Here is a 24797-nt window from a genome sequence, read left to right as displayed (position 1 = left end):
GGACGAGTACCCGACCGACGTCTATGTGCTGCCCAAGCACCTGGACGAGAAGGTCGCCCGGCTGCACCTGGACGCGCTCGGCGTGAAGCTGACGCGGCTGCGTCCGGAGCAGGCGTCGTACATCGGAGTCGACGTCGACGGCCCGTACAAGCCGGACCACTACCGCTACTGAACGGGGACCGCGCCCGCGCGCGGCAGCCGGCGGCGGGCCCCGGTCCAGCCTTCCTCCATCGCGCCCCGACCCACGGCCACCACGCTGGGCCGCACGGTCCGCATCGAGGAGGAAGCACGTGTCGGAGAAGCAGCAGCACACCCCGGTGCTGGTGGCGGGCGCGGGACTGGCCGGCTTGTCCACCGCCCTGTTCCTGTCCTGGCACCGGGTGCCCTGTGTGGTCGTCGAACGCCATCGCGGCATGTCACCGCACCCGCGCGCCCGGGGCATCAACCCGCGGGCCATGGAGCTGATGCGCTCGGTCGGCCTGGAGCCGGAGGTGCGGGCCACCGAGTCCGCGCGCGCCCTCGCCGGGAACGCCGGGGTGCTCGCCGCCCAGTCGCTGGCCGGACACCAGATGGGGGCGCTGCACGAGCAGTACTTCATGGACGTACGGACCGATCTGAGCGCCCTGTCGCCGACCGGCTGGTGCCTGTGCCACCAGGACGAGTTCGAACCGGTGATCAGGCGGCGCGCGGAGGAACTCGGGGCGCGGTTCTCGTACTTCACGGAGCTGGAGTCGTTCGAGCAGACCGCGGACGGCGTCACCGCGCTGCTGCGGGACCGCGACACCGGCGAGCGGCGCACCCTGACGGCCGACTACCTGGTGGGCGCCGACGGACCGGACAGCCCGGTCCGGCAGGCGCTCGGCATCGGCGTCGAGGGGCCCGGCACCACCGGGCACTTCCTGAACATCCACTTCGAGGCGGACCTGACCGAGCAGGCCGGCGACCGCCGGTTCATCATGTGCTACACCTTCAACGACGCGGTGCGCGGTGCGCTGATGCCGCTGGACAACGCGCGGCGCTGGCTGCTGCACGTGGTGTTCGACCCGGCCGCCGAGGACGCCGCCTCGTTCACCGACGAGCGGTGCCGGGACCTGGTGCGGGCCGCGGCCGGAGTGCCGGACCTGGAGGTGAAGGTCCTCGGCGCGATCCCCTGGGAAGCCGCCGGACGCACCGCCACGGCCTTCGCCTCGGGCCGGGCGTTCCTGGTCGGCGACGCCGCCCATGTGATGCCGCCCAGCGGGGCGTTCGGCTCCAACACCGGTGTCCAGGACGCGCACAACCTGGCGTGGAAACTGGCCGCGGTCCTGCGCGGCGAGGCGGGCCCCGGCCTCCTCGACAGCTACGACCCGGAGCGCCGGCCGGTGTGCGCCGCCACCGTCGAACAGGCGGTACTGCGCTCCAAGGACCGCCCCCGGCTCGCGGAGAAGGAACCCGCGCCGGCCGACCCGGCGATCCACGCCGACACCGAGATCTGGTTCGGCTGGCAGTACCGCTCGGCGGCCGTACTGCCCGACCCCGCCGGCCCCGCGCCGGACGGCGTGTGGAACGGCGACCCGCGCGGACTGCCCGGCACCCGCGCCCCGCACGTCCCGCTCGTCCGGGACGGACAGGAGGTGTCGTCCCTCGACCTGTTCACCCGCACCCCGGTGCTGGTGGCCGGGCCCGGGGCGGGGCCGTGGGCCGGGGCCGCACCGGCCGCCGCACGGCGGGCCGGCGTGGCCCTGGAGGTCCTGCGTCTCGGTGACACGCTGCACGACCCGGCGGACGCCTTCGGCCCCGCGTACGGCGTGGGCCCCGAAGGCGCGGTCCTGGTACGGCCCGACGGTGTGGTCGCCTGGCGGTCCCCCGGCGCCCAGGGTGCCCCCGAGGCCGTACTCGGCGACGTCCTGCGGGTGTTGCTCGCCCGATGACCCCGGCGGCGCGGCGGCGCGGCCCGACCGAGCTCTGACGTTTCGACCGTCCCCGCAACGAGGGACCGAGGGAGAGACCATGTCTGGAATCACCGGCTGGGTGGACTGGTCCCGGGATCTGACCCGGGAACGCGGCACCGTCCTGGCCATGGCCGCGACGATGGCCCTGCGCGGGCCGGACGGCGAGGGGGTCTGGACGAGCCCGCGCGCCGCGCTGGGCCACCGCCACCTCGCGGTGTTCGACCTGGAGGGCGGCGGCCGGCAGCCGGTCGCCCTGGAGCACGACGGCCGGACCGTCGCGGTGGCCGCGCACAGCGGTTCCATCCTCAACCACGAGGAACTGCGGGCCACCCTCTCGCGCCGCGGCCACCGCTTCCGCTCCGGCGGCGACACCGAGACACTCCTGCACGCCTACCTGGAGTGGGGTGCCCAGGCCGTGCAGCGGCTGGAGGGCACCTTCGCGGGCGTGGTGTGGGACGCCCGCCGCGAGGAGCTGTTCCTGGTGCGCGACCGGCTCGGCGTGGAGCCGCTGCTGTACCACCCGACCGCCACGGGCCTGATCTTCGGCTCGGAGGCGAAGGCGATCCTGGCGCACCCGCTGGTGCAGCCGGAGGTCGACGCGGAGGGACTCCAGGAGATCTTCACGTACTCCGGCACCCCGCACGTGGCGCCCTTCCGCGGGATGCACCGGCTGCGGGCCGGGCACCACCTGGTGGTGTCGGCGGGCGGGAGCAGCCGCACCCGGTACTGGGGCGTGGACGCGGCCGAGCACACCGACGACCTGGACACCACCGTGGACACCGTCCGCGGCCTGCTGGAGGAGAGCATCGAACGCAACCTGCGCACCGACGCGCCGGTGGGTTCGCTGCTGTCCGGCGGCCTCGACTCCAGCGGAGTGGTGGGCCTCGCGGACCGGGAGCTGCGCAGGACGGGCCGGCGCATCCGCACCTTCACCGTGGACTTCGCCCGGCACTCGGAGAACTTCCGGGCCACCGACACCCGCGAGTCGCCGGACGCCCCGTACGCGGCCGACGTGGTCCGCCATCTCGACACCGACCACACCGGCGTGGTCCTGGACCCGGCGGAACTGAGCGACGAGGTGGCGCGCTGGCAGGTGCTGCGCGCCAAGGACTACCCCACCCCGCTGGGCGACATGAACACCTCGCTGTACCTGCTGGCGCGCGCGGTCGGCGAGCAGGACACGAAGGTCGTGCTGACGGGTGAGGCCGCCGACTCGCTGTTCCACGGCGTCGCGTGGAACCGTGACCCGGTCGAGTCGCGCATGGACACCTTCCCGTGGGTGGCCCGCGGAGTGGTCCGCGACGACGCCAAGGGGCTGGGCTGCGGGCTGTTCGACGAGTCGCTGCTCAAGGACCTGGCCCCGCTGGAGTACGCGGCGCAGCGCTACCGCGAGTCGGTGTCCGAGGCACCGCACCTGCCCGGCATGTCCGAGCAGGAGCGGCACATGCGCGAGCTGTGCTGGGTGCACCTGACCAACTTCATGGAGAACCAGAACGGGCACACCGAGCGGCTGTTCAAGGCGGTGGGCCTGGAGGTGCGGATGCCGTACTGCGACCACCGGCTCGTGCAGTACGCGTACAACCTCCCCTGGGACATGCAGAACTTCGACGGCCGGGAGAAGAGCCTGCTGCGCGCCGCGGTGCGGCACGTCCTGCCGCAGAGCGTCGTCGAACGGCGCAAGACGCCGTACCCGGTGACCCTCGACCCGGGCTACGAGGAGGCCCTGCGCCGGGAGATGCACGCGCTGCTGGACGACTCGCAGGCCCCGGTGCTGCCGCTGCTGGACGTGCCGGCGGCACGGGCCGCGCTGAAGGACCCCGAGGGCCTCAACCGCTGGGCGCGGCGGGCCAACGTCGAGCTGCCGCTCCAGCTGAACACCTGGCTGCGCAGGTACGGCATCCGGCTGGTGCTCTGACCGGGCGGCGTGCGGGCGAAAGCCCCGGGGCGCGTGGGCGTCCCGGGGCTTTCGCGAGCGCGCGGGCCGCGCTCAGTGGTGGTGGGCCGCCCCGCCGTGGAGGGTCCGGGGCGCCGTGGCCTCGGTGCCGGGTTCGACGACGGTGAACTGGCCCATCATGCCCTCGTCCTCGTGGCGCAGGACATGGCAGTGGTACATGTACGGCACGCGGGCGTCGGTGAGGGTGTCGAAGCGGACGGCGAGCCGGGTCGTGCCGAACTCGTGCAGGTAGACGGTGTCCTTGGGCCCGCGCACATACGGCGGCGGCCGCTCCCCGTTGACGTCCAGGACCTGGAAGGTCGCCCCGTGCACGTGGAAGACGTGGATCCACTCGTCGCCGCGTTCGACCTCCCAGATCTCGGTGGTGCCGGCCGGGATCACCTCGTCGACGCGGTTCATGTCCATCGTCCTCCCGTTGATCTGGAGGCCGGTGAACTCGAAGTGCCGCCTGCGGGCGCCGTCGGGCGCCTCGACCGGGGCGGGGGCGCCGTCGACGCGGGTGGGCAGCGCGGGTGAGGGGCGCAGCCGCCGGTCGGCGCGCAGGGCGATGATGTCGAAGGTGTCGTCGCCGCCCATGAAGCGTTCGGTGGGGAACCCGAGGTCGAGGGAGGGTTCGAAACCGCGCAGGACTACCTCATCGCCGGGTGTGAACTCCACGACGATCTCGGCGCGTTCGCCGGGCGCGAGCAGCAGCCGGTCCATGGCCCGCGGCCGGGCCAGCAGCCCGTTGTCGGTGGCCACCAGGTGGAAGGCGCGGCCGTCGGTGAGACCCAGCCAGTACACGCGCGCGTTGGAGCCGTTGAGGAGCCGGAACCGCACGCGCCGGGTGGTGACCCGGAAGTACGGGTCGTAGGTGCCGTTGACGAGGATGGTGTCGCCGAGCACCCCCACGTTGTCGGCGCCGGCGACGGACTCGGCGAGCCGGGTCTCGGTGAAGTCGAGGGTGTTGTCGGAGTGGAAGTTCTTGTCCTGGATCACCAGCGGCACGTCGTCGACGCCGTACTCCCGTGGCAGGGCGGCGCGTTCGGAGTGCTCGTCGTCGAGGATGATCAGGCCGGCCACCCCGCGGTAGACGTGCGAGCCGGTCGAGCCGTGCGGGTGCGGGTGGTACCAGAGGGTGGCGGCGGGCTGGCGCACCGTCCAGTGCGGGCTCCAGTCGGCACCCGGGTCGATCATCTGGTGCGGGCCGCCGTCCATCGCGGCCGGCAGCAGCATGCCGTGCCAGTGCAGGGTGGTCGCCTCCGGCAGCCGGTTGCGCACCGTGACGGCGAGGTGGTCGCCGCGACGGGCGCGCAGGGTGGGGGCCAGGTAGGTGCCGTTGGCTCCCCAGGTGGGGGTGCGGCGGCCGGGCAGCAGGGCGGTGGTGCCGGCGGCGAGGGTGAGCGGGTAGTGGCGGCGGCCGTCGGCGGAGGGCCCGGGTTCCATCAGTGCGGGGATCCGGACGGCGTTGCGGAAGGACAGCTTTCCGACGTTGCTGCGTCGGCGGTCCTGGTAGACGTGCAGGAAGGTGCCGCCCCAGCCGGCGCCCGCGGCCACGACGACGGCCCCCGCCCCGAGGAGGAGCCGGCGGCGCGGGAGGCGGAGGGCTGGCGTCATGAGCGGGTCCTCGGGTGGGGTCCGACGGTGCGGACCCCACCCTCGGTCACGCCGCCGGAGGCTCGCTGGAGACCGGCTCGAGCCGGTGCACCACCTCGGTGACCGCCATGTCGCCGCCCCGCCGGAACGGCTTCAGCCGCTGCCGGTGCAGGGTGTGTCGGTGGCTGATCTCGAAGTCGCGGAAGGCGCGCTCGCCGGCCCAGTCGGTGAGGACGTAGTACACGCCCTCGTCCTCGGTGGACCTGACCAGCAGCTGCCCCAGGTTGGCGGGTTCGCGGGCGATGCTCTCGCCCACCGACAGCCACACCCGCTCGAAGTCGGCGGCCAGCTCCGGATACACCTCCATGCGGAGGATGACCCGGGTCGGCTCCCGGCCGCCGGCGCTCGCTGTCCCTGCGGTGTCGCTCACGGTGTCCCCTTCTCCGCGGGCGGCCGGTCCAGCCGGAGCACCCGCTTGGTCATGGCCCGCAGTACGGTCCTGGTGAAGATCGGCGCGTCGGTGCAGCGCCAGGCGACCACCCCGTCGGGCCGCACCAGCACGGCGCCCTGCGCGGTGACGCCGTACAGCTCGGGCCAGCGGTCGTCGAGGTCCTCCAGGTCGCTGCCTACGCCGTACAGCTGGACGGGTGTGCCCAGTTCGGCGCCGATCGAGCGGACGGCCTCCCGCCAGGGCCGGTTGTCCGGCCCGGTCAGCAGCACCAGGGAGCGGCCGAACAGGTCGTGCACGGAGATCTCGGCGCCGCCGTGCCGCACCCGCAGATGGGGGGCGCGGCTGCCGGGCCGGCCGTCGTTCTCCGCCGCCCACAGGCCGTAGCCGGGCAGGGTGCCCTCGTCCCAGGGCATCACGGCCGACGAGCGGTAGCGGGCGGCCAGCCAGACCAGCGGGTCCTGGACGAGCTCGGGGTCGGCGGGGTCCGGGTAGGCGGCCAGCAGCCGGGCCCGGTCGCGGGCCCGCAGCACGGCCTGTTCGACGGTGGCCGCGCAGACCGGGCGGCGCTCCTCGTCGTAGCTGTCGAGGAGGTCCGGGTGGGCCCAGCCGTCGAGCACGGCGACGAGTTTCCACGCCAGGTTGTGGGCGTCGATGATGCCGGTGCCCGCGTCGAAGCCGCCGCTCGGCGGCATCATGTGCGCCGCGTCCCCGGCCAGGAACACCTGGCCGGACCGGAAGCGCTCGGCGACCCTCGCCTCACCGGCCCACGGGCTGACGCTGTCGATCCGCGGCTGGAGCCCGGGCACGCCCGTCGCGGCCCGCACCAGGTCGGCGCAGCGCTCCTCGGTGAACGAGTCGGCGGGCTCCAGCTCGGGGTCGTGCCGTACGTGCAGCAGCCAGTCGGCCCGGTTGTCCAGCGGCATCAGGGAGCCGCGGACGCCCGGGTTGTCGACGTAGGCCATGATGAAGCGGCGGCCGCGGAGTTCGCCGGTGAGGTCCGCGGTGAAGCGGACGGTGACGAAGTGGCCGAGGGTCCGGCCCTCGAAGCCGATGCCCAGCCGCTCCCGCACCAAGCCGCCGGTGCCGCCCGCGTCCACCAGGCAGCAGGCCCTGATGCGGTGTTCGTCGCCGGTGGCCCGGTCGCGGACCACCGCGCGGATCCCGTCGTCGCCCCAGCCGTCCCGGTCGAAGGAGACGAGCTCGGCGTCCGGCCGCAGCCGTACGCCGAGGCGCTCCGCCCGCTCCCGCAGCACCTGCTCCAGCTCCGCCTCGTCGCACAGGCACCAGGTGGTCGGCGACAGGGCGCTCAGGTCGGTGTCGACGTCCACCACGTACTTGGCGTCCAGGGCGCCCAGTTCGTGCCCGGCGAGGGACTCCGCGGCGATCACCCCCGAGTTGCCGGCCAGCGCCCGGGCCGACGGCAGAGCCCGGATCGCCTCCTCCAGGCCCAGGGAGCGCAGCAGTTCCATGGCGCGGGGGTGGACGCCGAGGATGCGCGGCGGGCGGAGGCGCTCCCGCGGGCCTTCCAGCAGGTGGCAGTCCACTCCCTGTTCGGCGAGGAAGAGAGCCGCCGCCAGCCCCGCCGGCCCCGAGCCGGCCACCAGGACATCGGTGTTCCGGAGCGCACTCCGGCCTGTACTGGGCACTGCCTCACATCCCTTCGACTGGTGCTACGACTGGTGCTCCACGAGCACGGAGGCGTCCTTGTCCCCGTCGCCCGCGGCCACCACGGACGCGAACCGCTCGCGTACGGCGGCGAGGACCGGCATCCCGGTGTCGTACTGGGCGGCGGCTTCCAGCGCGAGCCGGATGTCCTTCTCCATCAACTCCGAGCGGAAGAACGCCGGTTCGTAGGACTGCTTGAGCATCAGGTCAGCGCGAAACCGCATGACCATGGAGCTGAAGCCGCTCCCCGAGACCACGCTGATCAGCTGTTCGCGGTCCAGGCCGGCCGCGGTGCCGTAGGCGACGGCCTCCGACAGCGAGGCGACCTGGGCGCCGAGCAGCAGGTTGAGGATGAGTTTCAGGCTGGCGGCGGTACCGGGGGCGCCGACGTGGACGACCTCGCTGCCGATCGCCTCCAGCACCGGGCGGGCCTCGTACAGGTCGGCGGGGTCGCCGGCGGTGTACACCCGCAGTTCGCCCTTTCGGGCCTGGAGGGGGTTGCCGACGACGCATGCCTCGACCCGGCGCAGCCCCCTGGCCGCGAGCCGCTCGGCCGCCGTGCGGGCGTAGCCCGGCGAGACGGTCGAGGTGTCGACGATCACGGCGCCCGGCTGGAGGACCGGCACCACCCGGCCGAACAGCACCTCGTCGACCGCCTTCTCGTCGCTGAGGCTCAGCAGGACCAGGTGGTGGCCCGCCGCCGCCCGCTCGGGGGCGTCGGCGAGGCTCGCGCCCGCCGCGACGAGCGGTGCGGCCTTGCTCGCGGTGCGGTTGAAAACGGTGAGCGTGTGCCCGGTGTCGAGCAGCCGCCGGGCCATGCCCCCGCCCATGTTGCCCAGGCCGATGAAGGCCAACTGGGTGTTGCTCATGGTGGGTTCTCTTCTCTGTGTCTGTCTGCGTCTGTCTGCGGCTGTCTGCGGCTGTCTGCGTCACCTGCGTCTGCCGCGTCTCTGCCTGTGTCCGTCCGCGTCTGCCGCGCCGCTGGTGTCCGTGTCGCGGCCGCGTTCAGTACGCGGCGTCGACCTCGTAGACGGCGAACGGAGCGGTGGTCCGGGTGTCGCGGTAGGGCCGCAGCGGCGCGGTGTCCTCACGGTGCGCGGCGCCGGCCTCCCACTCCAGGAAGGCGGCCAGCGACTCCCAGCGGCTCATCACCACGAGCGCGGAGGGGTCGTGCGGACTGCGCAGCAGCTCGTTGCCGAGCATGCCCGGCACCTCCGCGAGCCGCTTGCTGACCTCGTGGTAGGCGGCGCGGACCGCGTCGAGCCGCTCCTCGTCCGGCGCCGCCTGGTACACGAGCACCCGGACCTCGCCGCCGCCGTCAGCGGGCATCGACGGCCGCCCTGCCCTCGAGGGAGTGCAGGACCTCCAGCACGTGGAAGGTGCCGCCCTTGCGGAACGGGTGCAGGGTGGCGCGGTGTTCGAGGTGGACGGGGCTGTCCTCGAACTCCCGGAAGCGCGGCTCGTCCACCCAGTCGCTGATGATGACGTACGTGCCGTCCGGCTCGCGGGACAGCGACTGGCCGAGGTTGGCGGGGTGCCCGGTCACCGCGTCGGTGCCGCTCAGCCACGCCCGCTCGAAGTCCGCCGCCGTGCCGGGCTCGATCTCCAGGCGCAGCATCACACGGAAGGCCATCAGGAGATCCCCCCGTCGACGCCGATGGTGTTGCCGGTGACGTAGCGGGACAGGTCGCTGGCCAGCCACAGGACGGCGCCGGCCACCTCGTCGGGCTTGCCGAGCCGGCCGAGGGCGGTCTTGGCGCCGTACCGCTCCGTCATCAGCTTCTTCTGGTCGTGCGGCAGCTCGTGGAAGTGCTCGGTCTCGATGACGCCGAGGGCGACGATGTTGAAGCGGATGCCCTGGCCGCCGAACTCCTTGGCGAGCGAGCGGTTCAGGCCGACCAGCGCGGCCTTGGTGGCGGTGTAGTGGGAGCGCAGCGGGATACCGGCGTCCACGGCACGGGAGCCGATGGAGATGACCGAGGAGCCCTCGCCGAGCAGCGGCAGCGCGTGCTGGATGACCAGGTGGGCGCCGGTGAGGTTGGTGGCGAGGACGCGCTGCCACTCCTCCAGGGAGAGGCTGGCGTAGGGGATGTGGCTGATCGCGCCCGCGTTGTTGACCAGCAGGTCGAGGCGGTCGCCGTGCAGTTCGCGGACCTTGGTGAGCAGCTCGGCTATCTCCTCGGGCTGCGACAGGTCGGCGCGCAGCACGTGGTGGTTGCCTCCGGTCTCCTTGAGCTCCTCCTCCAGGCTGGTGACGTAGTCGCTAGGGTGCTGGTAGCAGGTGACGACGTCGACGCCGGCCCGGGCCAGGGCGAGCACGACACCCCGGCCGACACCACGGGTGCCACCGGTGACCAGGGCCTTCTTGCCCCTCAGTTCGAGGTCCATGGGATAACGCTCCTCAGGTGTGGGAGTTGACGTTCAGAGCAGGACGCCGAGCGCGACGCAGTTGACGGCGAGCGCGGCCACGGTCAGCCAGCTGCGCCGGCGGTTCCACGCGCCCCACGTGGGGCGGGGGTCGCGGGTGGCGAAGTCGGCCGGCAGGTGGTCCGGGTCGAGGGTGCGCATCCACCGGTTGACCGGGACGTTCTTGGTGACGGAGATGACGGCCGTGGCCGCCGCGAGCAGGGCCGCAGCGGCGAACAGGCCGCGGGCGGCGGCCTCCTCGGCGCGCACGGCCAGCACCGCGTCGCAGATCACGGTGCCGACGAGGCAGACCGGCATAGCCGGGTCGTAGCGCTGCCCGAAGAACGCGTGGGCGTGGACGTAGCGGTCCGCGGGCAGCGAGGCGAGGTACGGGAAACCACCGAGCTGGGTGCCGAAGAGCACCCCCGCGGCCAGCCCGTTGAGGAGCAGCAGCAGCGGAGCGAGGACGGACAGCATGACCGGCCCCTCATCCGGCGACCGCGTGGACCGCGGCCTCGACCTTCTGCTTGATGAGTTCCATCTGCACCTTGGTGTTGCGGTTGAGGTGCGCGGTCATCTGCTCGTCGTCCACCGGCGCGGCGGGCTTCATGTGGAAGTCCTGCACCCAGCGCATGCGGACGCCGCCGCCGGGCTCCTCGGTGTACTCCCAGAAGATGGTCATGAACTCGAACGGCCCGGTCTCCACGCGTTCGGCGCGGACCGTGCGGGTCTCGGCGAAGCTGGTGCGCCGCGAGACCCAGCTCCACACCTGGCCGTCCTCGTCCGGGTGCATGGTGAGCCGGAAGACCACCGTGTCGCCGTCGCGCTCCAGGACGTCGGCCGAGGCGTACTCACTGAACAGGTGGGGCCAGTTGGGCACGTCGTTGGTGATCTCCCACACCCGCTCCAGCGGTGCGTCGATGACGATGTGGTTGTCGGTGTGTCCAGCCATGGGGCACTTCCTTGTCGGATGCGTGTGTCGCGGGTCAGCGGCCCAGGACCAGGGCCGAGGTGAAGCCGCCGTGGCCGCGGGCCAGCACCAGGGCGTGGCGCAGCGGGACCTCCCGCGGCTGGTCGGTGACCAGGTCGATCTCCAGGCCGGGGGCGGGCTCCCGGGTGCCGGTGGTGGGCGGTACGACGCCCTCGCGCAGGCTGAGGAGGGCGGTGGCCACGTCCAGCGGGGCGCCGCCGCCGTACAGCCGGCCGGTGAGGGTCTTGGGCGCGGTGACGGGCACCCCGCGCGGTCCGAAGATCCGCGTGATGGCCTCGGCCTCGTCGCGGTCGTCGGCGACCAGGCCGGCGGCGTCCGCGAAGACCACGTCGATGTCGGCTGGGCCGAGGCCCGCGTCGCGCAGCGCGGCCACGGCCGTGCGGTGCAGTGCGCGCGGGCGCCCCGACTCGGGTGCCGGGTCGAAGCCGGCGGCGTAGCCGAGGACCCGGCCGTAACCGGCGCCGCGCTCGGCGGCGGCCTCGGCGCTCTCCAGGACGAGGATCGCCCCGCCCTCGCCCGGCAGGTACCCGGACGCCTCGGCGTCGAAGGGCAGGTAGGCGCGCTCCGGGTCGGGGACCGTGGAGAGCTTGCCGGTCGTCAGCTGGGCGGTGAAGCCGTAGGGGCACAGCGAGGCGTCGGTGCCGCCGGTGACGACGAGCCGGGCGCCCCTGCGGGTGAGCCGGCGGGCCTGGCCGATGGCGTCCAGGCCGCCCGCCTGCTCGCAGGCCAGCACCCCGCACGGGCCGCGCATCTTGTGCCGGATGGACAGCTGGCCGGTGGTGGCGGCGTAGAACCAGGCGATCGACTGGTAGGCGCCGACCCAGCCGGGGTCGTTGCGGTAGAGGGAGGTCATCTCCTTCTGGCCGAACTCGGTGCCGCCGGACGAGGAGGAGGTGACCACCGCCATCTCGTACTCGGGGATGCTCGCGATGTCGGCCCCGCAGTCCGCGAGGGCGGCCTCCGCGGCGGTGAACGCGAGGTGGGTCCAGTGGTCGGTCTGGGAGACCAGCCGGCTGGGCACGTTGCCCTGGGCGTCGTACCCGGGGACCTGGCCCGCGTGGCGCACCGGGTAGCTCTCCGGGTCGAAGCGCTCGATGCGGCCGATGCCGGACTTGCCGGCGAGCACCGAGGCCCAGTGGTCCTCGACGCCGATGCCGGTCGGCGCGACGATGCCGAGGCCGGTGATCACCGGGGCGCTGGTGGATGCGGTCATCGGGCACTCCTTCCGGCCGCGGCCGCCGCGGAGCCCGGGCGGGCCAGCAGCATCGCGGTCTGGAACCCGCCGAAGCCGCTGCCGACGCTGAGCACGACGTCCATGGCGTGGTCGCGCGCGGTGACCGGGACGTAGTCCAGGTCGCACAGCGGGTCCCTGGTCTTCAGGTTCGCGGTCGGCGGCACCACCTGGCGGTCCAGGGCCAGGGCGCAGGCGGCGACCTCGATGGAGCCGATCGCCCCGAGGGAGTGGCCGACCATGGACTTGATGGAGCTGACCGGGATGTCGTAGGCGTGCTGTCCGAGGCTCCGCTTGAAGGCGGCGGTCTCGTGCCGGTCGTTCTGCTTGGTGCCCGAGCCGTGGGCGTTGACGTAGCCGACGGCGGTCGGGTCCAGCTTCGCCTGGTCGAGGGCGACGGTGATCGCCTCGGCCATCTCCCGGCCGTCCGGCTTGAGTCCGGTCATGTGGTACGCGTTGCTGCGGCCCGCGAAGCCGACGATCTCGGCGTAGATGCGGGCGCCCCGGGCGAGCGCCGCCTCGCGTTCCTCGACGACCATGACGGCGGAGCCCTCGGCGAGGACGAAGCCGTCCCGTTCGCCGTCGAACGGGCGCGAGGCGTGCTCCGGGTCGTCGTTGTTGGAGGTCGTCGCCCGGATCGCGTCGAAGCAGGCGGACGTGATGGGTGAGATGGGGGCGTCGGTGGCGCCGGCCACGGCGACGTCCGCGGAGCCCTCCTCGATCAGCTGCACGGCGTGCCCGAGGGAGTCCAGGCCCGAGGTGCAGCCGGTCGAGATCAGCGCGACCGGGCCCTCGGCGCCGACCTCCCAGGCCACCTCGGCGGCCAGGGTGGAGGGCACCATGTACCCGTACAGGTGGGGCACGCCGTACTCGTGGTCGACGAGCCACTTGCGGCCGCTGTCGGAGAGGGTGACGTACTCCTCCTCCAGGCCCATGGTGCAGCCGACGGCGCTGCCGATGGAGACGGTGAGCCGCTCCGGGGCGAGGGACGCCAGGTCGAGGCCGCTGTCGGCGACCGCCTCGCGGGCGCTGACCACGGCGAACTGCGCGGCGCGGTCCATCCGGCGGATCTGCCGGGGGGTGAGTCCGGCGGCCGCCGGGTCGAAGTCGACCTCGGCGGCGACCTGCGAGCGGAAGGCGCCGGCGTCGAAGAGCGAGATCCGCCGGGTGGCGGTGCGCCCCTCGGACAGCGTCCGCCAGAACGCCTCCCGGCCCACCCCGCCCGGCGCGACCGCGCCGACCCCGGTGATGACGGCCCGTCGGGTCACGGCGCGCCACCCACGTCCGGGTTGGCCTGGTCGGGGCGCTGCGCCTGCTCGGTGTCCACGTGGCCGAGCTCAGGGCGCGGCGCCAGCGGGGACAGGTGGAAGGCGCACCGGGCGGTGCCTGCGCCGGTGTTGACGAGGCGGTGGCGGACCCCGATGGGCACGAGCAGCGAGTCGCCGGCCCCGAGGGTCACCGGCTGGCCGTCGAGCGTCATCTCCAGGGTGCCGTCGACGACGTGCAGGAACTCCTCGGAGTACGGGTGGTAGTGCTCGGTGACCCAGTCACCGGGCTCCAGGGTCATGACGCCGCCGAAGCCCGAGGTGCAGCCCACCGTCTTGGGGCTGAGCGTGACGCGGAGGTCACCCCCGCGCTTGGTGTTGGCCTCGACCTCGTCCGACGACACCTTCACGGTACGGCTGATGGCGGTGGTCACTGGATTCGTCCTCCGTCCTTGGTCCAGATGTAGAAGGGCTCGGCCATCGCGTCCCTGGGCTCCTTCCAGTCGGGGTCGTAGGGCTCCACGCACTGGGCGAGCCGGGTGTTGATGTCGTCGTAGAGCGGGTGGCTGCGGGCCCGGTACAGGTTCGGGCCGATGTCGTCGTCGGCCTCGACCAGGTGGAAGTAGAGGCCGTGGAACGAGAACAGGGTGCGGCGGCTGACGCCGATCATGTGGGGCAGGTCGGTGGCGTCCGACTCGCCGAAGATCTTCGCGATGTCGTCCGTCCTGTCCGGACGGAGCTTGGCGACGATCAGGGTGCGGTGCACGGTGTACCTCCTGGTCCGGTGACCGGTGAGCGCGAGCGGTCGACCGGGAACGTCCCACCGCGGACTACAGGTCGGCTCGAAACCGGCCGGAAGGCGCCGGCCGCGGCAGGGGTTCGAGCGGTTCTCGTGCGGGCTGGGGTGGGCTGGCGGGAACGACCCCGACGAGTGAGGAACAGGCATGCCGTTCGCAGCCATCACCTACGACATCAAGCCCGGGTACGAGAAGGAACTCGCCGAGATCTTCGGTGACTTCAAGCGCGTCAGGAGCAGCAGCGTGCGTGACGAGCGGGGCGGGTCGGCCGGAACGATCCTGGCCACGGCCGTGTTCCTGCGCGGCGACACGCTGGTGCGGGTCATCGAGTACACCGGCGACCTGGAGGCGGTGGCCCGGCACATGGCCACGCAGCCCGGGGTGCGCGAGGTGGAGGCGAAGCTGAAGCCGTACCTGACCAGGCCCCGTGAGACGGACACGGTGGAGGGCTTCGTCGCCACGTTCCGGCGCAGCCTGCTGAACACGGTCGCCCAGATCTCGGTGCGGGACCTGCCGGGCGCGGCCTGAGCGGACATGGTGCGGCGGCCGTACGTCTTCACGTACGGCCGCCGCACCATGGGGGGGTCAGAGCGCCGTGACCCCCGCGGCCGTCACCGCCAGCGCGGTCACGGCCAGAAGGGTGCGCAGGAGGTGCCAGCGCCGCCACAGGGGCCGCGGGTCCTCCCAGTCGGCGGGGATGTCGGCCGGGTCGGTGATCGCCTTGACCCGGCGGTTGATGGGCACGTTGCACAGGTGGGAGACGCCGGAGACGCCCAGCAGCAGCACCGCGGCGACCGCGAACAGGGCGCGGGCGGCGCCGTCCCCCACCACCGCGAGGACCGCGGTGACCGCGGTGCTGCTCAGCACGATCACCGGCATCGTGGGATCCCAGTTCCGCCCGAGCAGCTGGTGCGCGTACACGTACGTGCCCCGTTCCATCGCGAACAGCGCGGGCAGCACACTCAGCGCGACGGCGAACAGCACTCCCGCGGTGACACCGCTGCCCAGCAGGGCGACGACGCCGAGAACGCCTTCGGGCCCGGTCATGGCGTGCCGGCCCCCGCGGGGTGGCTCTCCACGGTGAGCTGGGCGATCGTGCGCATGGTGGCGTCCCGGAAGTGCGCGGCGAACCCGGCGGGCGTGGTGGTGTCCGTGTGCCGCTCCTCGGCGAGGTACGGGGCGAGCTTGGTCTCCAGGACGTGCACGCCCTTCTGCGCGGCCATGTGCCGGCCGATCGCCGCGAAGTCGCCCTCGTAGTGGATGACCCGGACGAGCACGTCGTCCTTGAGGAACACGCCGGTGCCGAGCAGCCGTCCGGCGGCGTCGCCGTCGTCGCCGGCGAAGTCGGGGCGGTCGACCCGCTGGAAGCCGGCGAAGATCTCGGCGATCTCCTCCTCGTGACCGGGTTTCACCCGGTAGGTGATGGCGGCGTAGGGCATCAGATTCCTCCGTCTACTTCGATGGTGGTGCCGGTGACGTATGCGGCCGAGTCGCCGGCCAGGTACAGCACCGCTCCGGCGACGTCCTCGGGACGCCCGAGGCGGCCCAGCGCCGTCAACGCGGTGAGGCGGGCGACGAGTTGGGGCGGCAGGCCGGCGCCCGGCTCGGTCTCGGTGACGCCGGGCGCGACCAGGTTGACCCGGATGCCCCGGCCGCCCAGCTCCTTGGCGAGGGCGCGGGTGAAGCCGACCAGCGCCGCCTTGGACGTGCTGTAGTGCACCCCGAGCGGACGGCCGCGCAGGGCCACCGACGCGCCGATGTTGACGACGGACGCGCCCTCGCCCAGCAGGTCGAGCACCGCCCGGGTGACCAGGTAGGCCGAGGTGGTGTTGTGGTCGAGCACCCGGTGCCACTCGTCCTCGGACAGCTTCTCGAACGGGACGTGCCCGTCGACCCCGAGGTTGTTCACCAGCACGTCCAGTCCGCCGAACCGGCCGAGGACCGCGTCGGCCAGCCGCTCGGCGCCGGCCGGGCCGGTCAGGTCCGCGGCGACGAGGGTGAAGTCGGCTCCCAGTTCGGTGAGTTCGCGGGTGAGCCGGTCGGCCGCCTCGCCGTCGCCGCGGTGGGCGACGGCGAGGCGGGCGCCGGTCCGGGCGAAGGCCAGCGCCGTCGCCCGGCCGATACCTCGGGTGCCGCCGGTGACCAGCACCCGCCGGCCGGCCGGCGGGTCGTCCGGTACCGGGGAGCCCGGTGCGGAGGCCGCCGCTGTCACCGGATCGCCCCGGCGCGCGGCGCGGCCTCGATCATCCTCAGCAGCATCTGCGGGGTCTCGGCCTCGGCCACGGCGTCGTCGTCGAGCACGATGCCGTACTTGCGGTTGATCACGCTGGTGACCTGGAGCAGGGCGAGGGAGTCGTAACCGAACTCCAGGAACGGGGTGTTCAGGGCCTCGTCGCCCTCGAAGGCCATGCCCTCCTCGGGGGCACCGACGCATTCGAGCAGCAGCTCGCCGAGTTCGGCCAGGGTGATGTCGTTCACGATGGTTCCTTTCGGTCCTTGGCTGGGGTGTGCGGACTGCGGGAGGGACGGATCGGCGGTGGGGCGGCCGACCCGTGCGGCTGGTGGGGCCGGTGCGGCCGGTGCGGCCGGTGCCGCCGGTGGGGCCGGTGCCGCCGGTGGGGCCGGTGCCGCCGGTACGACCGGTGCCGCCGGTGCGGCCGGGCCGGTCAGTACGGGCTCACCAGCAGCGGTGCGCCGCCGGCGGACGCGCCCACCGGGTCCAGGCGCGGGGAGGAGTCGAGCACCGCGCGGTGCAGGTGCTCCAGGCCGGGCGAGGGATCGAGACCGAGGCTCTGGTTGAGCGCGGTCCGCAGGTGCCGGTACACCTCCAGCGCGTCGCTGCGCCGGCCCGCGCGGTACAGCGCGAGCATCAGCTGCTCGTGCAGTCCCTCGTGCAGCGGGTGCCGGGCGGCGAGCCCGGACAGCTCGCCGACGAGCTCATGGTGGCGGCCCAGCCTCAGGTCTGCCTCGATCCGGCCGTGAAGAACGCTCATCCGCGACTCGTCGAGCCGGGTGGCCTCCACCTCCAGCTGCGCCCCGCACTGCACGTCGGCCAGGGCCCGGCCGTGCCACAGGGCGAGCGCGCGGCCGAAGTACGACGCGGCCTCCGCCCAGTCGCCCTGCTCCAGCGCCCGGTGTCCCACCGAGGACAGGGCGTCGTACTCGCGGGCGTCGATGAGGCCGCCCTGGGTGTCGAGCCGGTAGCCGCCCGGCTCGGTCACCAGCACGCTCTTGGCGCCGTGCGGCAGTTCGGCCCGCTCGTCGCCGAGGGCCGCGCCGATGACGTGGCGTATCTGGAGGATGTAGGTCTGCAGCGTGGTCTGCACGCTGCGGGGCGGGCTCTCGCCCCACACCTCCTCCACCAGTGAGGCGACCGAGACGACCTCGTCGGCCTGCAGGGCGAGCAGCGCGAAGACCTTGCGCGGCTTCACCGCGGTGAGGTGCACCGGCACCCCGGCGAGAGTGGCCCGGAACGGGCCGAGGACGCTGATGTCCATCCGCAGAACTCCTTCGGGAACGGTGTTGGTCAGCCGGTGGGAAGCGGCGCCGCGGAGCGCAGCGACTGCCCGACGGCTCGCGGCACCTCACGCCCGCGGACGAAGAAGTGCGCACCGGGGACGGTCCGCAGCCCGAAGCCCGCGTCGGTGCAGTGCTCCCAGGCCCGGATCTGAGGGATCGTCACCATGCGGTCGTCCCGGCCGGCGAAGGCCTCCACGGGACACGGCAGGGGACGGACCGGCGCGGCGCGCAGGTCACGGGCCAGCAGCAGATCGGCCCTGAGGGTGTCGAGGGTGCTGCGCAGCCTCTCGGGCCGCGCCAGCAGCACCTCGGGGATGCTCTCCTCGTCGGCCATCGCCGCGATCAGCTGCTCGTCGGTGAGGGCCTCCAGGTCGCCCCGGTCCAGCAGGTCCGAGGGGAGCTGCGGGGCGCTGCACGCCCCGGCCAGCAGCAGCAGAGGCGGACGCAGCCCGCGGGCGGCCACGTGCAGGGCGAGCCGGTAGGCGACCAGCGCCCCCATGCTGTGCCCGTAGAAGGCGTACGGCTTCTCCAGCAGCGGCCCGAGGTCCTGGAGCAGTTCCTCGACCAGCCGCCCGGTGTCGGTGATCCGCGGCTCACGCAGCCGCGTCTCCCGGCCCGGCAGCCGCACCGGGAGGACGGACACCTCCGGTCCGACCCGGTGCTGCCAGCCGGCGAAGGCCATGGCGCCCGCGCCGGCGTGGTGGAAGCACAGCAGCCGGGTTCCGGCCTCGTCGGCCTTCGGCCGCACCGCGAGATACCGATGCACCCGACACCCCCCTTCGTCCCCGCACCGCTCGGCGGGTGCGGGCTCCGAGAGTCACCGCACCACCTGGAAGGCCGCTCAACGCTCACTGGACCGGGGGTCGGGCACCGCGGGCAGCAGCGGGCGGTCCGCGGCGCCGTCGCGCGAGCCGAACCCGGGGTCGTAGACGGCCGCGCTCAGCGTGTAGGCGTCCTCGGCGAGCCAGCTGTGGAAGGACCACTCCCAGCCGGCGCCCGGTGTCCCGTCCGGCCGCAGCATCTGTACCTGCTGGTCCTCGGGGGTGAAGCCGAACTCGGTGAAGCGGAACCGCAGGCCCTGTCCGATGGCCTTGCTGTACGCCTCCTTCAGCGTCCACAGCCGTACCAGCTCGCGGTTGCGCCGGTCCTCCGCGACGCTCTCCAGGGCCTCCAGTTCGCAGGGGGTGCACACCTGCCGTTCGGTGCCGAGGCCCAGCATCCGGCGGTCGGCGTTCTCCATGTCGACGCCGATCCGGCCGTTGCGGGTGAGCCCGACCACGAGGAGTTCCTCGGTGTGGCTGATGCTGACGTCGAGCTGGTCGACGCCCCGCAGATGGGGTCGTCCGCCGGGTTTGTAGGCGAGTTCCAGTTCGTCGGGCGAGGTGCCGAGCACCGCCGCGGCGGCCGACTTCAGCAGCAGCCGGGAGGCGACGAACCGGGACCGGTTGGGGACGTGGGTCATCTCCAGCAGCCGTTTGTGGTCGCGGCCCAGGGCGGCGGCGAGGCCGGGCCGCTCCAGGTCGTCGGGGAGCCAGTCCTCGACGGCCGCGTAGATCACCGACGTACCGGTGGACTCGACCTCGCGCCGTACCCGCAGCCAGGAGTCCGCGGGGCCGCGGTTGCGCAGCGGTCGCATCACGCCACCGGCAGTCCGGCCATGCGCTCCAGCCGCCCGGCCAGCGCCCCGATCGTCTGCGCCCCGAGCAGCATGTCGGGCAGGGACGCCTCGCGCAGGGCCGGGAAACGTGCCTCCAGGCAGCCCTTGAGCTGGAGCATCATCACCGAGTCGAAGCCCAGGTCGTGCTGGAGGTGCAGGCCGGCGGTGAGCCGGGCGGGCGGGCGGTCCAGTATCCGTCGTATCTCCTCCACGAGCACGGGCAGCGCGGTGCCGGCGGTGTCGTTCATGGGGTCTGCCTTCCTCATCGGCCGATCGGGGTGGCGTACAGGTCGTAGCTGCGGGCGTCGTCGAAGCGGTCCAGCACCTCGGCCAGCAGGTGTTCGGTGCCGGACTCCGGCGCCCGTACGGCGGTGCGGTCCAGCCGGCCGACGATGCGGGACAGCGCCAGCGCGGCCCAGGCGGGCTCGGCGAGCAGTCCGCCGCCTTCGCCGGGGGCGCCGTGCCGCCACACGCCGAGGCACGCGGCGCCCGCGACGATCAGCGCGTAGCGGTCGGCCAGGGCGTACACCCGGGGGCTGAGGTCCCGGCCGGGCGGCCGCTCGGCGAGCCGTCCGCAGTCCTCGCGCAGCAGCCGCAGTTCGGTGTCCAGGGCGTCGGCCGCCTCGCCCAGCGCCCCGGCGAACTCGCCGTGCGCCGCGCGGACCCGGCGCACGGTGGCGGGCAGGGAGCCCAGCAGCGAGTCGCCCGCGGCGGGCAGCACCAGCTCGTCGGGGCGCACCGGCGGCAGGTCCGGGTCGTACGGCCGGAACAGCCGGGCGCAGGCGTCGGCGCGGGGCGTCCCGGCGGCCTCGGCGGGCTCGGGCGGCGGGGTCAACTCGGGCAGTCGCAGCAGGTGTTCGACGATGGCGGAGCGGCTGGCCGCGGTCCCGGCGCTGCCGAGCCCGATCATCGGCAGGTCGCGGGCCGCCTTCTGGAACAGCCCGTAGCTGCCGGTGGTGGCGTAGGACTCGGCGCCCAGCACGATGGACAGGTCGTAGACCATCTCGGTGAGGATCGTGGGCAGCAGGTACTTCACGACCGCGCTCAGGGTGCGGCTCTCGCGGGGCAGCAGATGCGGCGCGCGGGTGGCGACGAGCGAGAGGCAGTCGCACACCAGCAGGTCGGTGAACGCGTCCACGAGCGCGAACCGGGTACGGGCGCTGTGCAGCGAGGCGCGGCTGCGGGAGCGGTGCGCGCGGGCGAACGCGACGGTGGTGCGCAGCGCGGTGTCGGCGCAGCCCAGCGCCATCGAGGAGCCGGTGCCGCGGGTGATGGGGAAGGCCCGCTCGGCGAGCCGGGCGCCGCCGCCCTCGGGGCCCAGCAGCCGGTCGGCGCCCAGCCGGTGACCGGTGAACTCCAGTCCCTGCACGACACAGCCGCGGATGCCGCTGGTGCGGCGCCGGGGCAGCACGGTGACACCGGGGCCGGCCGCCGCGGGTCCGGGCAGCAGGAACGCCGTCTGGGCGTCGCCGCCGGCCTGCGGGGTGTGCGCGAACACGACGAGCGCGTCGACGCGCGCCGCGTTGTTGAGGGCCTCCTTGCGCCCGTCGAGCCGGTGGCCGCCGGGTTCCCGGACCGCGGTGAGCCGGTTGTGCAGGAAGTCGTTGCCGGGGGCGGGTTCCGGGTAGGCGCCCGCCATCCGGCCGCCGGACAGCAGCAGTTCGGCGGTCCGCCGCCGCTGCTGCCCGGTGCCGTCCGCCCACACGGTGGCCGCCGCCAGGTAGGACGTCAGCCCGTGGGCGAGCCCGAGGGCCGCGTCCCGGCGGAAGACCGCCCTGAGCACCCGGGCGAGCACGTCCAGCCGGTCGAGCCGGCCACCCAGCTCGCGGGGCACGAACTCGGCGTTGAGCCCGAAGTCGTCGAGGAGCCGTTCGGCCGCGGGCAGCAGCCGTTGCCTTCCGTCGGCGGCGAGGAAGTGGTCCGCGCCCAGAGGGTTGCCAGGGTCGTCGAGATCGCCGAGGTCGTGTTCGAGCCGCGCTATACGTTCCTGTACGGCCCTCTCGGCGGCCTCCGCCCTGTTCACCACCGTGGTCATGGCTGTCTCCGTCCTCGATGTGGGTCCCGCTCCGCCCATGCCTAACCGGCGTGGCTCAAGAGGCCCTCAAGTCCTCCCGGCAAGGCTCGTGGGCGTCGTGGGGGATCGGCAGGACCGGCACGGGTGTGCCGTCGGCCTCGAACCTGACGCCGCCGATCCACATGCCGCCGTAGGCGACCAGCGCGTACCAGACCGGCCTGACCAGGCGATCGACCGCGAAGCGGGTGAGTGTGCGTCCCGGATCGCGGGGAATGCGTCCGACATCGTCGGTGGTAGTGGTCATGAACGTCCCTTCGTCTGCTGTTCTCGGGTGACGGACGGTCCCCGTCCGCGCTCGGCGGGTCCTCGAGGAACCCTCGTGACGGCACACCGCGGCCCGCGTTCGAGCGGGACTCGAGCGGGGCGTGGTCGACTGGTGGCGCGTGTACGCGAGGGGGCGTGCGCGCTTGCGGACAGCACGGAGGGGGAGGTGGGTCCCACTGATGCCCCCACACGGGTCCGGCGGCCGGGTGACGAGCCTCCAGCGCTTCACGGCGGCGGACCCCGGCGCGGAACCGGCCCCCGGACTGCGCGCCTACGCCCGCCATCGCGAGGGCCTGCGGGGCTTCGACAGCGGGATCACCCTCCGGCTGTCCGGCCGGGGTGGCGACCATGTCCGTCTGGAGCAGTGGAGCGGCATGGACGCGCTGCTGCGGGCCACCCACGACGAGAGCTTCCTCCCGCGCCTGGCCGCGGTGACGGCACGGGCCGAGGTACGGCACGAACTCGCGGTGAGCGTGGGCCGGATGCCGGCCGCGGTACCGCTCGCCGGCGCGGCCCGCGTGGTGTTGGTGCGGGCCGTCGTGGAGAGCGAACCGGCCCGGTTCGAGATGGACTTCGGGGCGCTGGTGGGTTCCTGCGTGACCGCCGCCGGGTACGGCGGCAGCGATCTGCTGCGCTCGGTGGTCGACCCGCGCGCCTACACCGGCGTCCTGTGGTGGCGCGACCGCGACTCCTGCGCCCGGGCCCTCGCCACGGCCGCCTACCTGGACCGCCGGACGAAGCTGACGAGCGCGGCCCGGGTGGGCGAACTCCACGCCGAGCCGCTCGGGGACGGATGACGTCTCCCCCGGCCCCCGGCTCCCCCGCGCCGCCGGACGACCGCGTGGAGCCGTTCTCGAGCGGACGCACCGCCGGGCCGCGAGCGGGTCCCGAGGCGGTGGCGGGAGGCTCGGAGCATGGAAACTCCCTTGTCTCTCGCCATCGTGCGCGGCCGGCCGACCGCGGAGGAACTCGCCGCGGTGACCGCGGTGCTGCTCGCCCGGCTGCGGTCCGCCGCAGGTGAGGACGGCACACCCGGGGGCGCGGCCGGCATGCCCGCCGACTCCCCGGCGCGGGCCGGCTGGGGCTCGGGAGGTCCGCGCCCGCGCCCGCCGGTCGGCTGGTCCCGCGCCTGACGCGCGTCCCGCGACCAGCCCGCGTCGAGCGTCCCTCTAGAAGCCGCGCCGTACGTTCGAGAACACGATGGGTCCGGGCGCGCGGACGACGGGTCGGGCGCCCGCACCCGACGAACTGCAGGGGGACCCCACATGACGGAACACCGCACCTTCACCGGACTGATACTCGACAGAACAGAGCGGACACCCGACCGCGAGGCGTTGCTCCTCCTGCCGGAGAGCGACGACCGCGGACGACCGAACCCGGTTTCCTACCGTGCCCTGGACGCCGCCGCGCGGGAACTCGCCGGCTGGCTCCAGGCGCGGGGCGCGGCGGGCGAGCGGGTGCTGCTGATGCACACCTCCCGCCGCCAGTTCACCGTGTCGTTCCTGGCCTGCCTGTACGCCGGTGCCATCGCGGTCCCGGTCCCGCCGACCGGCGGACGCCGTCATCACGCGGTCCGGGTGGCGGGCATCGTCAAGGACGTGGCGCCCTGCGCGACGTTCACCGACGCCGCGCTCGCCCCCGACGTGTCCCGGCTGCTGGCCGCCTGCGGGTACGGGTCGGTGCCCTGCCTGGCCGCCGACGCGGTGCCCGCGCGCAGCGAGTGGCGGCTGCCCGACCTGTCGCCGGACACGGTGGCCTACCTCCAGTACACGTCCGGCTCCACCGGCACCCCGCGCGGGGTGGTGGTGACCCACGGCAGTCTGCTCGCCAACCTGCGGGCGCTCAAGGAGACCCTGGACGCCGCGCCGGGTGAACGGATCGGCGGCTGGCTGCCGTTCCACCACGACATGGGCCTGGTCGGCCAGTTGCTGCTGCCGCTGTCACTGGGCGGCACCTCCGTCCTGCTGTCGCCTGAGGCGTTCCTGAAGCGGCCGGCGCGCTGGCTGGAGGCGATCGGACGGTACGGCGTCACGGTCAGCGGCGCCCCCGACTTCGCCTACGAGCTGTGCGCCCGCCGGGTGACCGACGAGCAGCTGGCCGGCCTCGACCTGTCCGGCTGGCGGACCGCGGTCACCGGCGGTGAGCCGGTGTCGGCCGCGACCTGCCGCGACTTCACCGAACGGTTCGCGCCCGCCGGGTTCCGTCCGGGGGCGCTGACGCCCTGCTACGGGCTGGCCGAGGCGACCCTGCTGGTCTCCGGCGAACGGACCGGGGCGGCCCCCGCGGTGCGCGCGGTGGACGGCGCGGCCCTGGAGCGGGACATGCTGCGCGAGCCGGTGGCGGGCCGGCCGCGGCGGACGCTGGTCTCCTGCGGCCGCCCGGCGGGCACCGAGGTCAGGATCGTCGACCCGGAGTCGCTGGACGTGCTGGAGGACGGCGGGATCGGGGAGATCTGGGTCCGTGGTGCCGGGGTCGCGGGGGGCTACTGGCACGAGCGGACCGCGACGGCGGAGACCTTCGAGGCGGTGACCGCGGCCGGCGCCAAGGGGTACCTGCGCACCGGCGACCTGGGCGCGTTCATCGACGGCCGGCTCCATGTGACGGGCCGGCTCAAGGACATGATCGTGGTGGCCGGCCGCAACCTGTATCCGCAGGACATGGAACACGCGGTCCAGCGCATCAGCTCGCTGTTCGGCACCGGTACGGCCTTCTCGGTGCCCGGGCGGCGCGAACGCGTCGTGATGGTCCAGGAGTTGCGCACCCACAAGCGCTACGACCTCGACCTCGACCGGCTCGCCGGTGACGTGGAGCGCTGCCTCGCCGAGGAGTTCGAGGTGAGCGTCGACGGGGTGCTGCTCGTACGGCCGGGCACGATACGGCGTACGACCAGCGGGAAGGTGGAGCGGGCCGCGACGCGCCGGCTCTTCCTCAACGGCGGCATACAGCCTCTGCACCAGCGGCTCGACGGGGAGTTGGCAACCGCGGCCGGGCACTCCGGCGCGGCACGCAGTCGGTGA

The 24797-nt window shown here is 73.6% G+C and carries 30 protein-coding genes; 7 read left to right on the top strand and 23 right to left on the bottom strand.

Annotated elements, in window-relative coordinates; translation table 11 throughout:
• The 3 genes from ABZT03_RS33260 to asnB form a co-directional block, all read left to right on the top strand.
• On the top strand, window positions 1-172 hold a 172-nt coding region (locus tag ABZT03_RS33260; RefSeq protein WP_356046337.1), incomplete at its 5' end, for an adenosylhomocysteinase.
• Window positions 173-290: 118 nt separating this feature from the next.
• Window positions 291-1910 (top strand): FAD-dependent monooxygenase, encoded by a 1620-nt coding sequence (locus ABZT03_RS33255; RefSeq protein ID WP_356046335.1) that lies wholly within the window; start codon window positions 291-293, stop codon window positions 1908-1910.
• A 79-nt stretch (window positions 1911-1989) separates the two neighbouring features.
• Window positions 1990-3846, top strand: a complete 1857-nt coding sequence (asnB, locus tag ABZT03_RS33250; protein ID WP_356046334.1) for an asparagine synthase (glutamine-hydrolyzing) — start codon at window positions 1990-1992, stop codon at window positions 3844-3846.
• 72 nt (window positions 3847-3918) lie between these two features.
• Here asnB and ABZT03_RS33245 read toward each other — a convergent pair whose 3' ends face one another.
• The 13 genes from ABZT03_RS33245 to ABZT03_RS33185 all read right to left on the bottom strand — a co-directional run bounded on the left by ABZT03_RS33245 (window position 3919) and on the right by ABZT03_RS33185 (window position 14235).
• Window positions 3919-5481: a multicopper oxidase domain-containing protein gene (locus ABZT03_RS33245; RefSeq protein WP_356046333.1), complete on the bottom strand. Its 1563-nt coding sequence runs from the start codon at window positions 5479-5481 to the stop codon at window positions 3919-3921.
• A 46-nt stretch (window positions 5482-5527) separates the two neighbouring features.
• A complete protein-coding gene (locus ABZT03_RS33240; protein WP_356046332.1) occupies window positions 5528-5890 on the bottom strand; it encodes an antibiotic biosynthesis monooxygenase family protein in 363 nt (120 codons plus the stop codon).
• Entirely contained in the window at window positions 5887-7557 is a 1671-nt protein-coding gene (locus ABZT03_RS33235) for an FAD-dependent monooxygenase (RefSeq protein ID WP_356046331.1), read from the bottom strand. Before ABZT03_RS33235 ends, ABZT03_RS33240 begins: the two co-directional genes overlap by 4 nt.
• A 24-nt stretch (window positions 7558-7581) precedes the next feature.
• A complete protein-coding gene (locus tag ABZT03_RS33230) occupies window positions 7582-8445 on the bottom strand; it encodes an NAD(P)-dependent oxidoreductase (RefSeq protein WP_356046329.1) in 864 nt (287 codons plus the stop codon).
• 136 nt (window positions 8446-8581) lie between these two features.
• A complete protein-coding gene (locus ABZT03_RS33225) occupies window positions 8582-8905 on the bottom strand; it encodes an antibiotic biosynthesis monooxygenase family protein (protein ID WP_356046328.1) in 324 nt (107 codons plus the stop codon).
• Window positions 8895-9209: an antibiotic biosynthesis monooxygenase family protein gene (locus ABZT03_RS33220; protein ID WP_356046326.1), complete on the bottom strand. Its 315-nt coding sequence runs from the start codon at window positions 9207-9209 to the stop codon at window positions 8895-8897. Before ABZT03_RS33220 ends, ABZT03_RS33225 begins: the two co-directional genes overlap by 11 nt.
• A complete protein-coding gene (locus tag ABZT03_RS33215; RefSeq protein ID WP_356046324.1) occupies window positions 9209-9964 on the bottom strand; it encodes an SDR family NAD(P)-dependent oxidoreductase in 756 nt (251 codons plus the stop codon). The genes ABZT03_RS33220 and ABZT03_RS33215 overlap by 1 nt, the downstream gene beginning before the upstream one ends.
• Window positions 9965-9997: 33 nt before the next feature.
• Window positions 9998-10459: an anthrone oxygenase family protein gene (locus tag ABZT03_RS33210; protein ID WP_356046322.1), complete on the bottom strand. Its 462-nt coding sequence runs from the start codon at window positions 10457-10459 to the stop codon at window positions 9998-10000.
• Window positions 10460-10469: 10 nt separating this feature from the next.
• Entirely contained in the window at window positions 10470-10934 is a 465-nt protein-coding gene (locus ABZT03_RS33205; RefSeq protein ID WP_356046320.1) for an SRPBCC family protein, read from the bottom strand.
• A gap of 34 nt (window positions 10935-10968) precedes the next feature.
• Window positions 10969-12186 (bottom strand): ketosynthase chain-length factor, encoded by a 1218-nt coding sequence (locus ABZT03_RS33200; RefSeq protein ID WP_356046312.1) that lies wholly within the window; start codon window positions 12184-12186, stop codon window positions 10969-10971.
• Window positions 12183-13472 (bottom strand): beta-ketoacyl-[acyl-carrier-protein] synthase family protein, encoded by a 1290-nt coding sequence (locus tag ABZT03_RS33195; RefSeq protein WP_356046305.1) that lies wholly within the window; start codon window positions 13470-13472, stop codon window positions 12183-12185. Before ABZT03_RS33195 ends, ABZT03_RS33200 begins: the two co-directional genes overlap by 4 nt.
• The gene (locus ABZT03_RS33190) at window positions 13469-13903 is read right to left on the bottom strand and encodes a cupin domain-containing protein (protein ID WP_356046303.1); all 435 of its coding nucleotides are present in this window, start codon (window positions 13901-13903) and stop codon (window positions 13469-13471) included. Before ABZT03_RS33190 ends, ABZT03_RS33195 begins: the two co-directional genes overlap by 4 nt.
• Window positions 13900-14235, bottom strand: coding sequence for a TcmI family type II polyketide cyclase (locus ABZT03_RS33185; protein ID WP_356046301.1), 336 nt, complete (start codon window positions 14233-14235; stop codon window positions 13900-13902). Before ABZT03_RS33185 ends, ABZT03_RS33190 begins: the two co-directional genes overlap by 4 nt.
• 178 nt (window positions 14236-14413) lie before the next feature.
• On the opposite strand from ABZT03_RS33185, the gene ABZT03_RS33180 reads away from it, so the two are divergent.
• A complete protein-coding gene (locus ABZT03_RS33180) occupies window positions 14414-14794 on the top strand; it encodes a SchA/CurD-like domain-containing protein (RefSeq protein ID WP_356046299.1) in 381 nt (126 codons plus the stop codon).
• A gap of 57 nt (window positions 14795-14851) precedes the next feature.
• Here the strand turns inward: ABZT03_RS33180 and ABZT03_RS33175 are convergent, their stop codons facing one another.
• From ABZT03_RS33175 to ABZT03_RS33130, 10 genes are all read right to left on the bottom strand, one after another.
• Window positions 14852-15313, bottom strand: a complete 462-nt coding sequence (locus ABZT03_RS33175) for a DUF1772 domain-containing protein (protein ID WP_356046298.1) — start codon at window positions 15311-15313, stop codon at window positions 14852-14854.
• On the bottom strand, window positions 15310-15705 hold the full coding sequence (locus ABZT03_RS33170) for a SchA/CurD-like domain-containing protein (protein WP_356046297.1): 396 nt from the start codon (window positions 15703-15705) through the stop codon (window positions 15310-15312). Before ABZT03_RS33170 ends, ABZT03_RS33175 begins: the two co-directional genes overlap by 4 nt.
• Window positions 15705-16478, bottom strand: a complete 774-nt coding sequence (locus ABZT03_RS33165; protein WP_356046296.1) for an SDR family oxidoreductase — start codon at window positions 16476-16478, stop codon at window positions 15705-15707. The genes ABZT03_RS33170 and ABZT03_RS33165 overlap by 1 nt, the downstream gene beginning before the upstream one ends.
• Window positions 16475-16744: an acyl carrier protein gene (locus tag ABZT03_RS33160; protein ID WP_356046295.1), complete on the bottom strand. Its 270-nt coding sequence runs from the start codon at window positions 16742-16744 to the stop codon at window positions 16475-16477. Before ABZT03_RS33160 ends, ABZT03_RS33165 begins: the two co-directional genes overlap by 4 nt.
• Before the next feature lie 188 nt (window positions 16745-16932).
• Complete coding sequence (locus ABZT03_RS33155; protein ID WP_356046294.1) at window positions 16933-17763, bottom strand: AfsR/SARP family transcriptional regulator; 831 nt, start codon at window positions 17761-17763, stop codon at window positions 16933-16935.
• Between the two features lie 29 nt (window positions 17764-17792).
• Window positions 17793-18551 (bottom strand): alpha/beta fold hydrolase, encoded by a 759-nt coding sequence (locus ABZT03_RS33150; protein WP_356046293.1) that lies wholly within the window; start codon window positions 18549-18551, stop codon window positions 17793-17795.
• Window positions 18552-18626: 75 nt separating this feature from the next.
• Entirely contained in the window at window positions 18627-19421 is a 795-nt protein-coding gene (locus ABZT03_RS33145) for a 4'-phosphopantetheinyl transferase superfamily protein (protein ID WP_356046336.1), read from the bottom strand.
• The gene (locus ABZT03_RS33140; protein WP_356046291.1) at window positions 19421-19690 is read right to left on the bottom strand and encodes an acyl carrier protein; all 270 of its coding nucleotides are present in this window, start codon (window positions 19688-19690) and stop codon (window positions 19421-19423) included. The genes ABZT03_RS33145 and ABZT03_RS33140 overlap by 1 nt, the downstream gene beginning before the upstream one ends.
• Window positions 19691-19704: 14 nt before the next feature.
• Window positions 19705-21477, bottom strand: a complete 1773-nt coding sequence (locus tag ABZT03_RS33135; protein ID WP_356046290.1) for an acyl-CoA dehydrogenase — start codon at window positions 21475-21477, stop codon at window positions 19705-19707.
• 55 nt (window positions 21478-21532) lie between these two features.
• Window positions 21533-21760 carry a hypothetical protein gene (locus ABZT03_RS33130; RefSeq protein WP_356046288.1) on the bottom strand — a complete coding sequence of 76 codons (228 nt, stop codon included), beginning with the start codon at window positions 21758-21760 and terminating at the stop codon, window positions 21533-21535.
• 199 nt (window positions 21761-21959) lie between these two features.
• Here ABZT03_RS33130 and ABZT03_RS33125 point away from each other — a divergent pair, with 199 nt between their 5' ends.
• From ABZT03_RS33125 to ABZT03_RS33115, 3 genes are all read left to right on the top strand, one after another.
• Window positions 21960-22577 (top strand): hypothetical protein, encoded by a 618-nt coding sequence (locus ABZT03_RS33125; protein ID WP_356046287.1) that lies wholly within the window; start codon window positions 21960-21962, stop codon window positions 22575-22577.
• Between the two features lie 117 nt (window positions 22578-22694).
• Window positions 22695-22913 carry an acyl-CoA carboxylase subunit epsilon gene (locus tag ABZT03_RS33120; protein ID WP_356046285.1) on the top strand — a complete coding sequence of 73 codons (219 nt, stop codon included), beginning with the start codon at window positions 22695-22697 and terminating at the stop codon, window positions 22911-22913.
• Window positions 22914-23045: 132 nt separating this feature from the next.
• On the top strand, window positions 23046-24797 hold the full coding sequence (locus tag ABZT03_RS33115; RefSeq protein ID WP_356046283.1) for a fatty acyl-AMP ligase: 1752 nt from the start codon (window positions 23046-23048) through the stop codon (window positions 24795-24797).

This window comes from Streptomyces sp. NPDC005574, from assembly GCF_040605435.1.
In the GTDB taxonomy this organism is placed as follows: domain Bacteria; phylum Actinomycetota; class Actinomycetes; order Streptomycetales; family Streptomycetaceae; genus Streptomyces.
This window is presented reverse-complemented; position numbering and strand designations above follow the sequence as displayed.

Coding starts and splice junctions, on each gene's coding strand:
- ABZT03_RS33245 (WP_356046333.1), bottom strand. CDS start 5,481: ATGACGCCAGCCCTCCGCCTCCCGCGCCGCCGGCTCCTCCTCGGGGCG.
- ABZT03_RS33145 (WP_356046336.1), bottom strand. CDS start 19,421: ATGCGACCGCTGCGCAACCGCGGCCCCGCGGACTCCTGGCTGCGGGTA.
- ABZT03_RS33230 (WP_356046329.1), bottom strand. CDS start 8,445: ATGAGCAACACCCAGTTGGCCTTCATCGGCCTGGGCAACATGGGCGGG.
- ABZT03_RS33140 (WP_356046291.1), bottom strand. CDS start 19,690: ATGAACGACACCGCCGGCACCGCGCTGCCCGTGCTCGTGGAGGAGATA.
- ABZT03_RS33210 (WP_356046322.1), bottom strand. CDS start 10,459: ATGCTGTCCGTCCTCGCTCCGCTGCTGCTGCTCCTCAACGGGCTGGCC.
- ABZT03_RS33130 (WP_356046288.1), bottom strand. CDS start 21,760: ATGACCACTACCACCGACGATGTCGGACGCATTCCCCGCGATCCGGGA.
- ABZT03_RS33135 (WP_356046290.1), bottom strand. CDS start 21,477: ATGACCACGGTGGTGAACAGGGCGGAGGCCGCCGAGAGGGCCGTACAG.
- ABZT03_RS33125 (WP_356046287.1), top strand. CDS start 21,960: ATGCCCCCACACGGGTCCGGCGGCCGGGTGACGAGCCTCCAGCGCTTC.
- ABZT03_RS33155 (WP_356046294.1), bottom strand. CDS start 17,763: ATGGACATCAGCGTCCTCGGCCCGTTCCGGGCCACTCTCGCCGGGGTG.
- ABZT03_RS33205 (WP_356046320.1), bottom strand. CDS start 10,934: ATGGCTGGACACACCGACAACCACATCGTCATCGACGCACCGCTGGAG.
- ABZT03_RS33175 (WP_356046298.1), bottom strand. CDS start 15,313: ATGACCGGGCCCGAAGGCGTTCTCGGCGTCGTCGCCCTGCTGGGCAGC.
- ABZT03_RS33225 (WP_356046328.1), bottom strand. CDS start 8,905: ATGCCCGCTGACGGCGGCGGCGAGGTCCGGGTGCTCGTGTACCAGGCG.
- ABZT03_RS33170 (WP_356046297.1), bottom strand. CDS start 15,705: ATGCCCTACGCCGCCATCACCTACCGGGTGAAACCCGGTCACGAGGAG.
- ABZT03_RS33220 (WP_356046326.1), bottom strand. CDS start 9,209: ATGGCCTTCCGTGTGATGCTGCGCCTGGAGATCGAGCCCGGCACGGCG.
- ABZT03_RS33180 (WP_356046299.1), top strand. CDS start 14,414: ATGCCGTTCGCAGCCATCACCTACGACATCAAGCCCGGGTACGAGAAG.
- asnB (WP_356046334.1), top strand. CDS start 1,990: ATGTCTGGAATCACCGGCTGGGTGGACTGGTCCCGGGATCTGACCCGG.
- ABZT03_RS33215 (WP_356046324.1), bottom strand. CDS start 9,964: ATGGACCTCGAACTGAGGGGCAAGAAGGCCCTGGTCACCGGTGGCACC.
- ABZT03_RS33115 (WP_356046283.1), top strand. CDS start 23,046: ATGACGGAACACCGCACCTTCACCGGACTGATACTCGACAGAACAGAG.
- ABZT03_RS33200 (WP_356046312.1), bottom strand. CDS start 12,186: ATGACCGCATCCACCAGCGCCCCGGTGATCACCGGCCTCGGCATCGTC.
- ABZT03_RS33120 (WP_356046285.1), top strand. CDS start 22,695: ATGGAAACTCCCTTGTCTCTCGCCATCGTGCGCGGCCGGCCGACCGCG.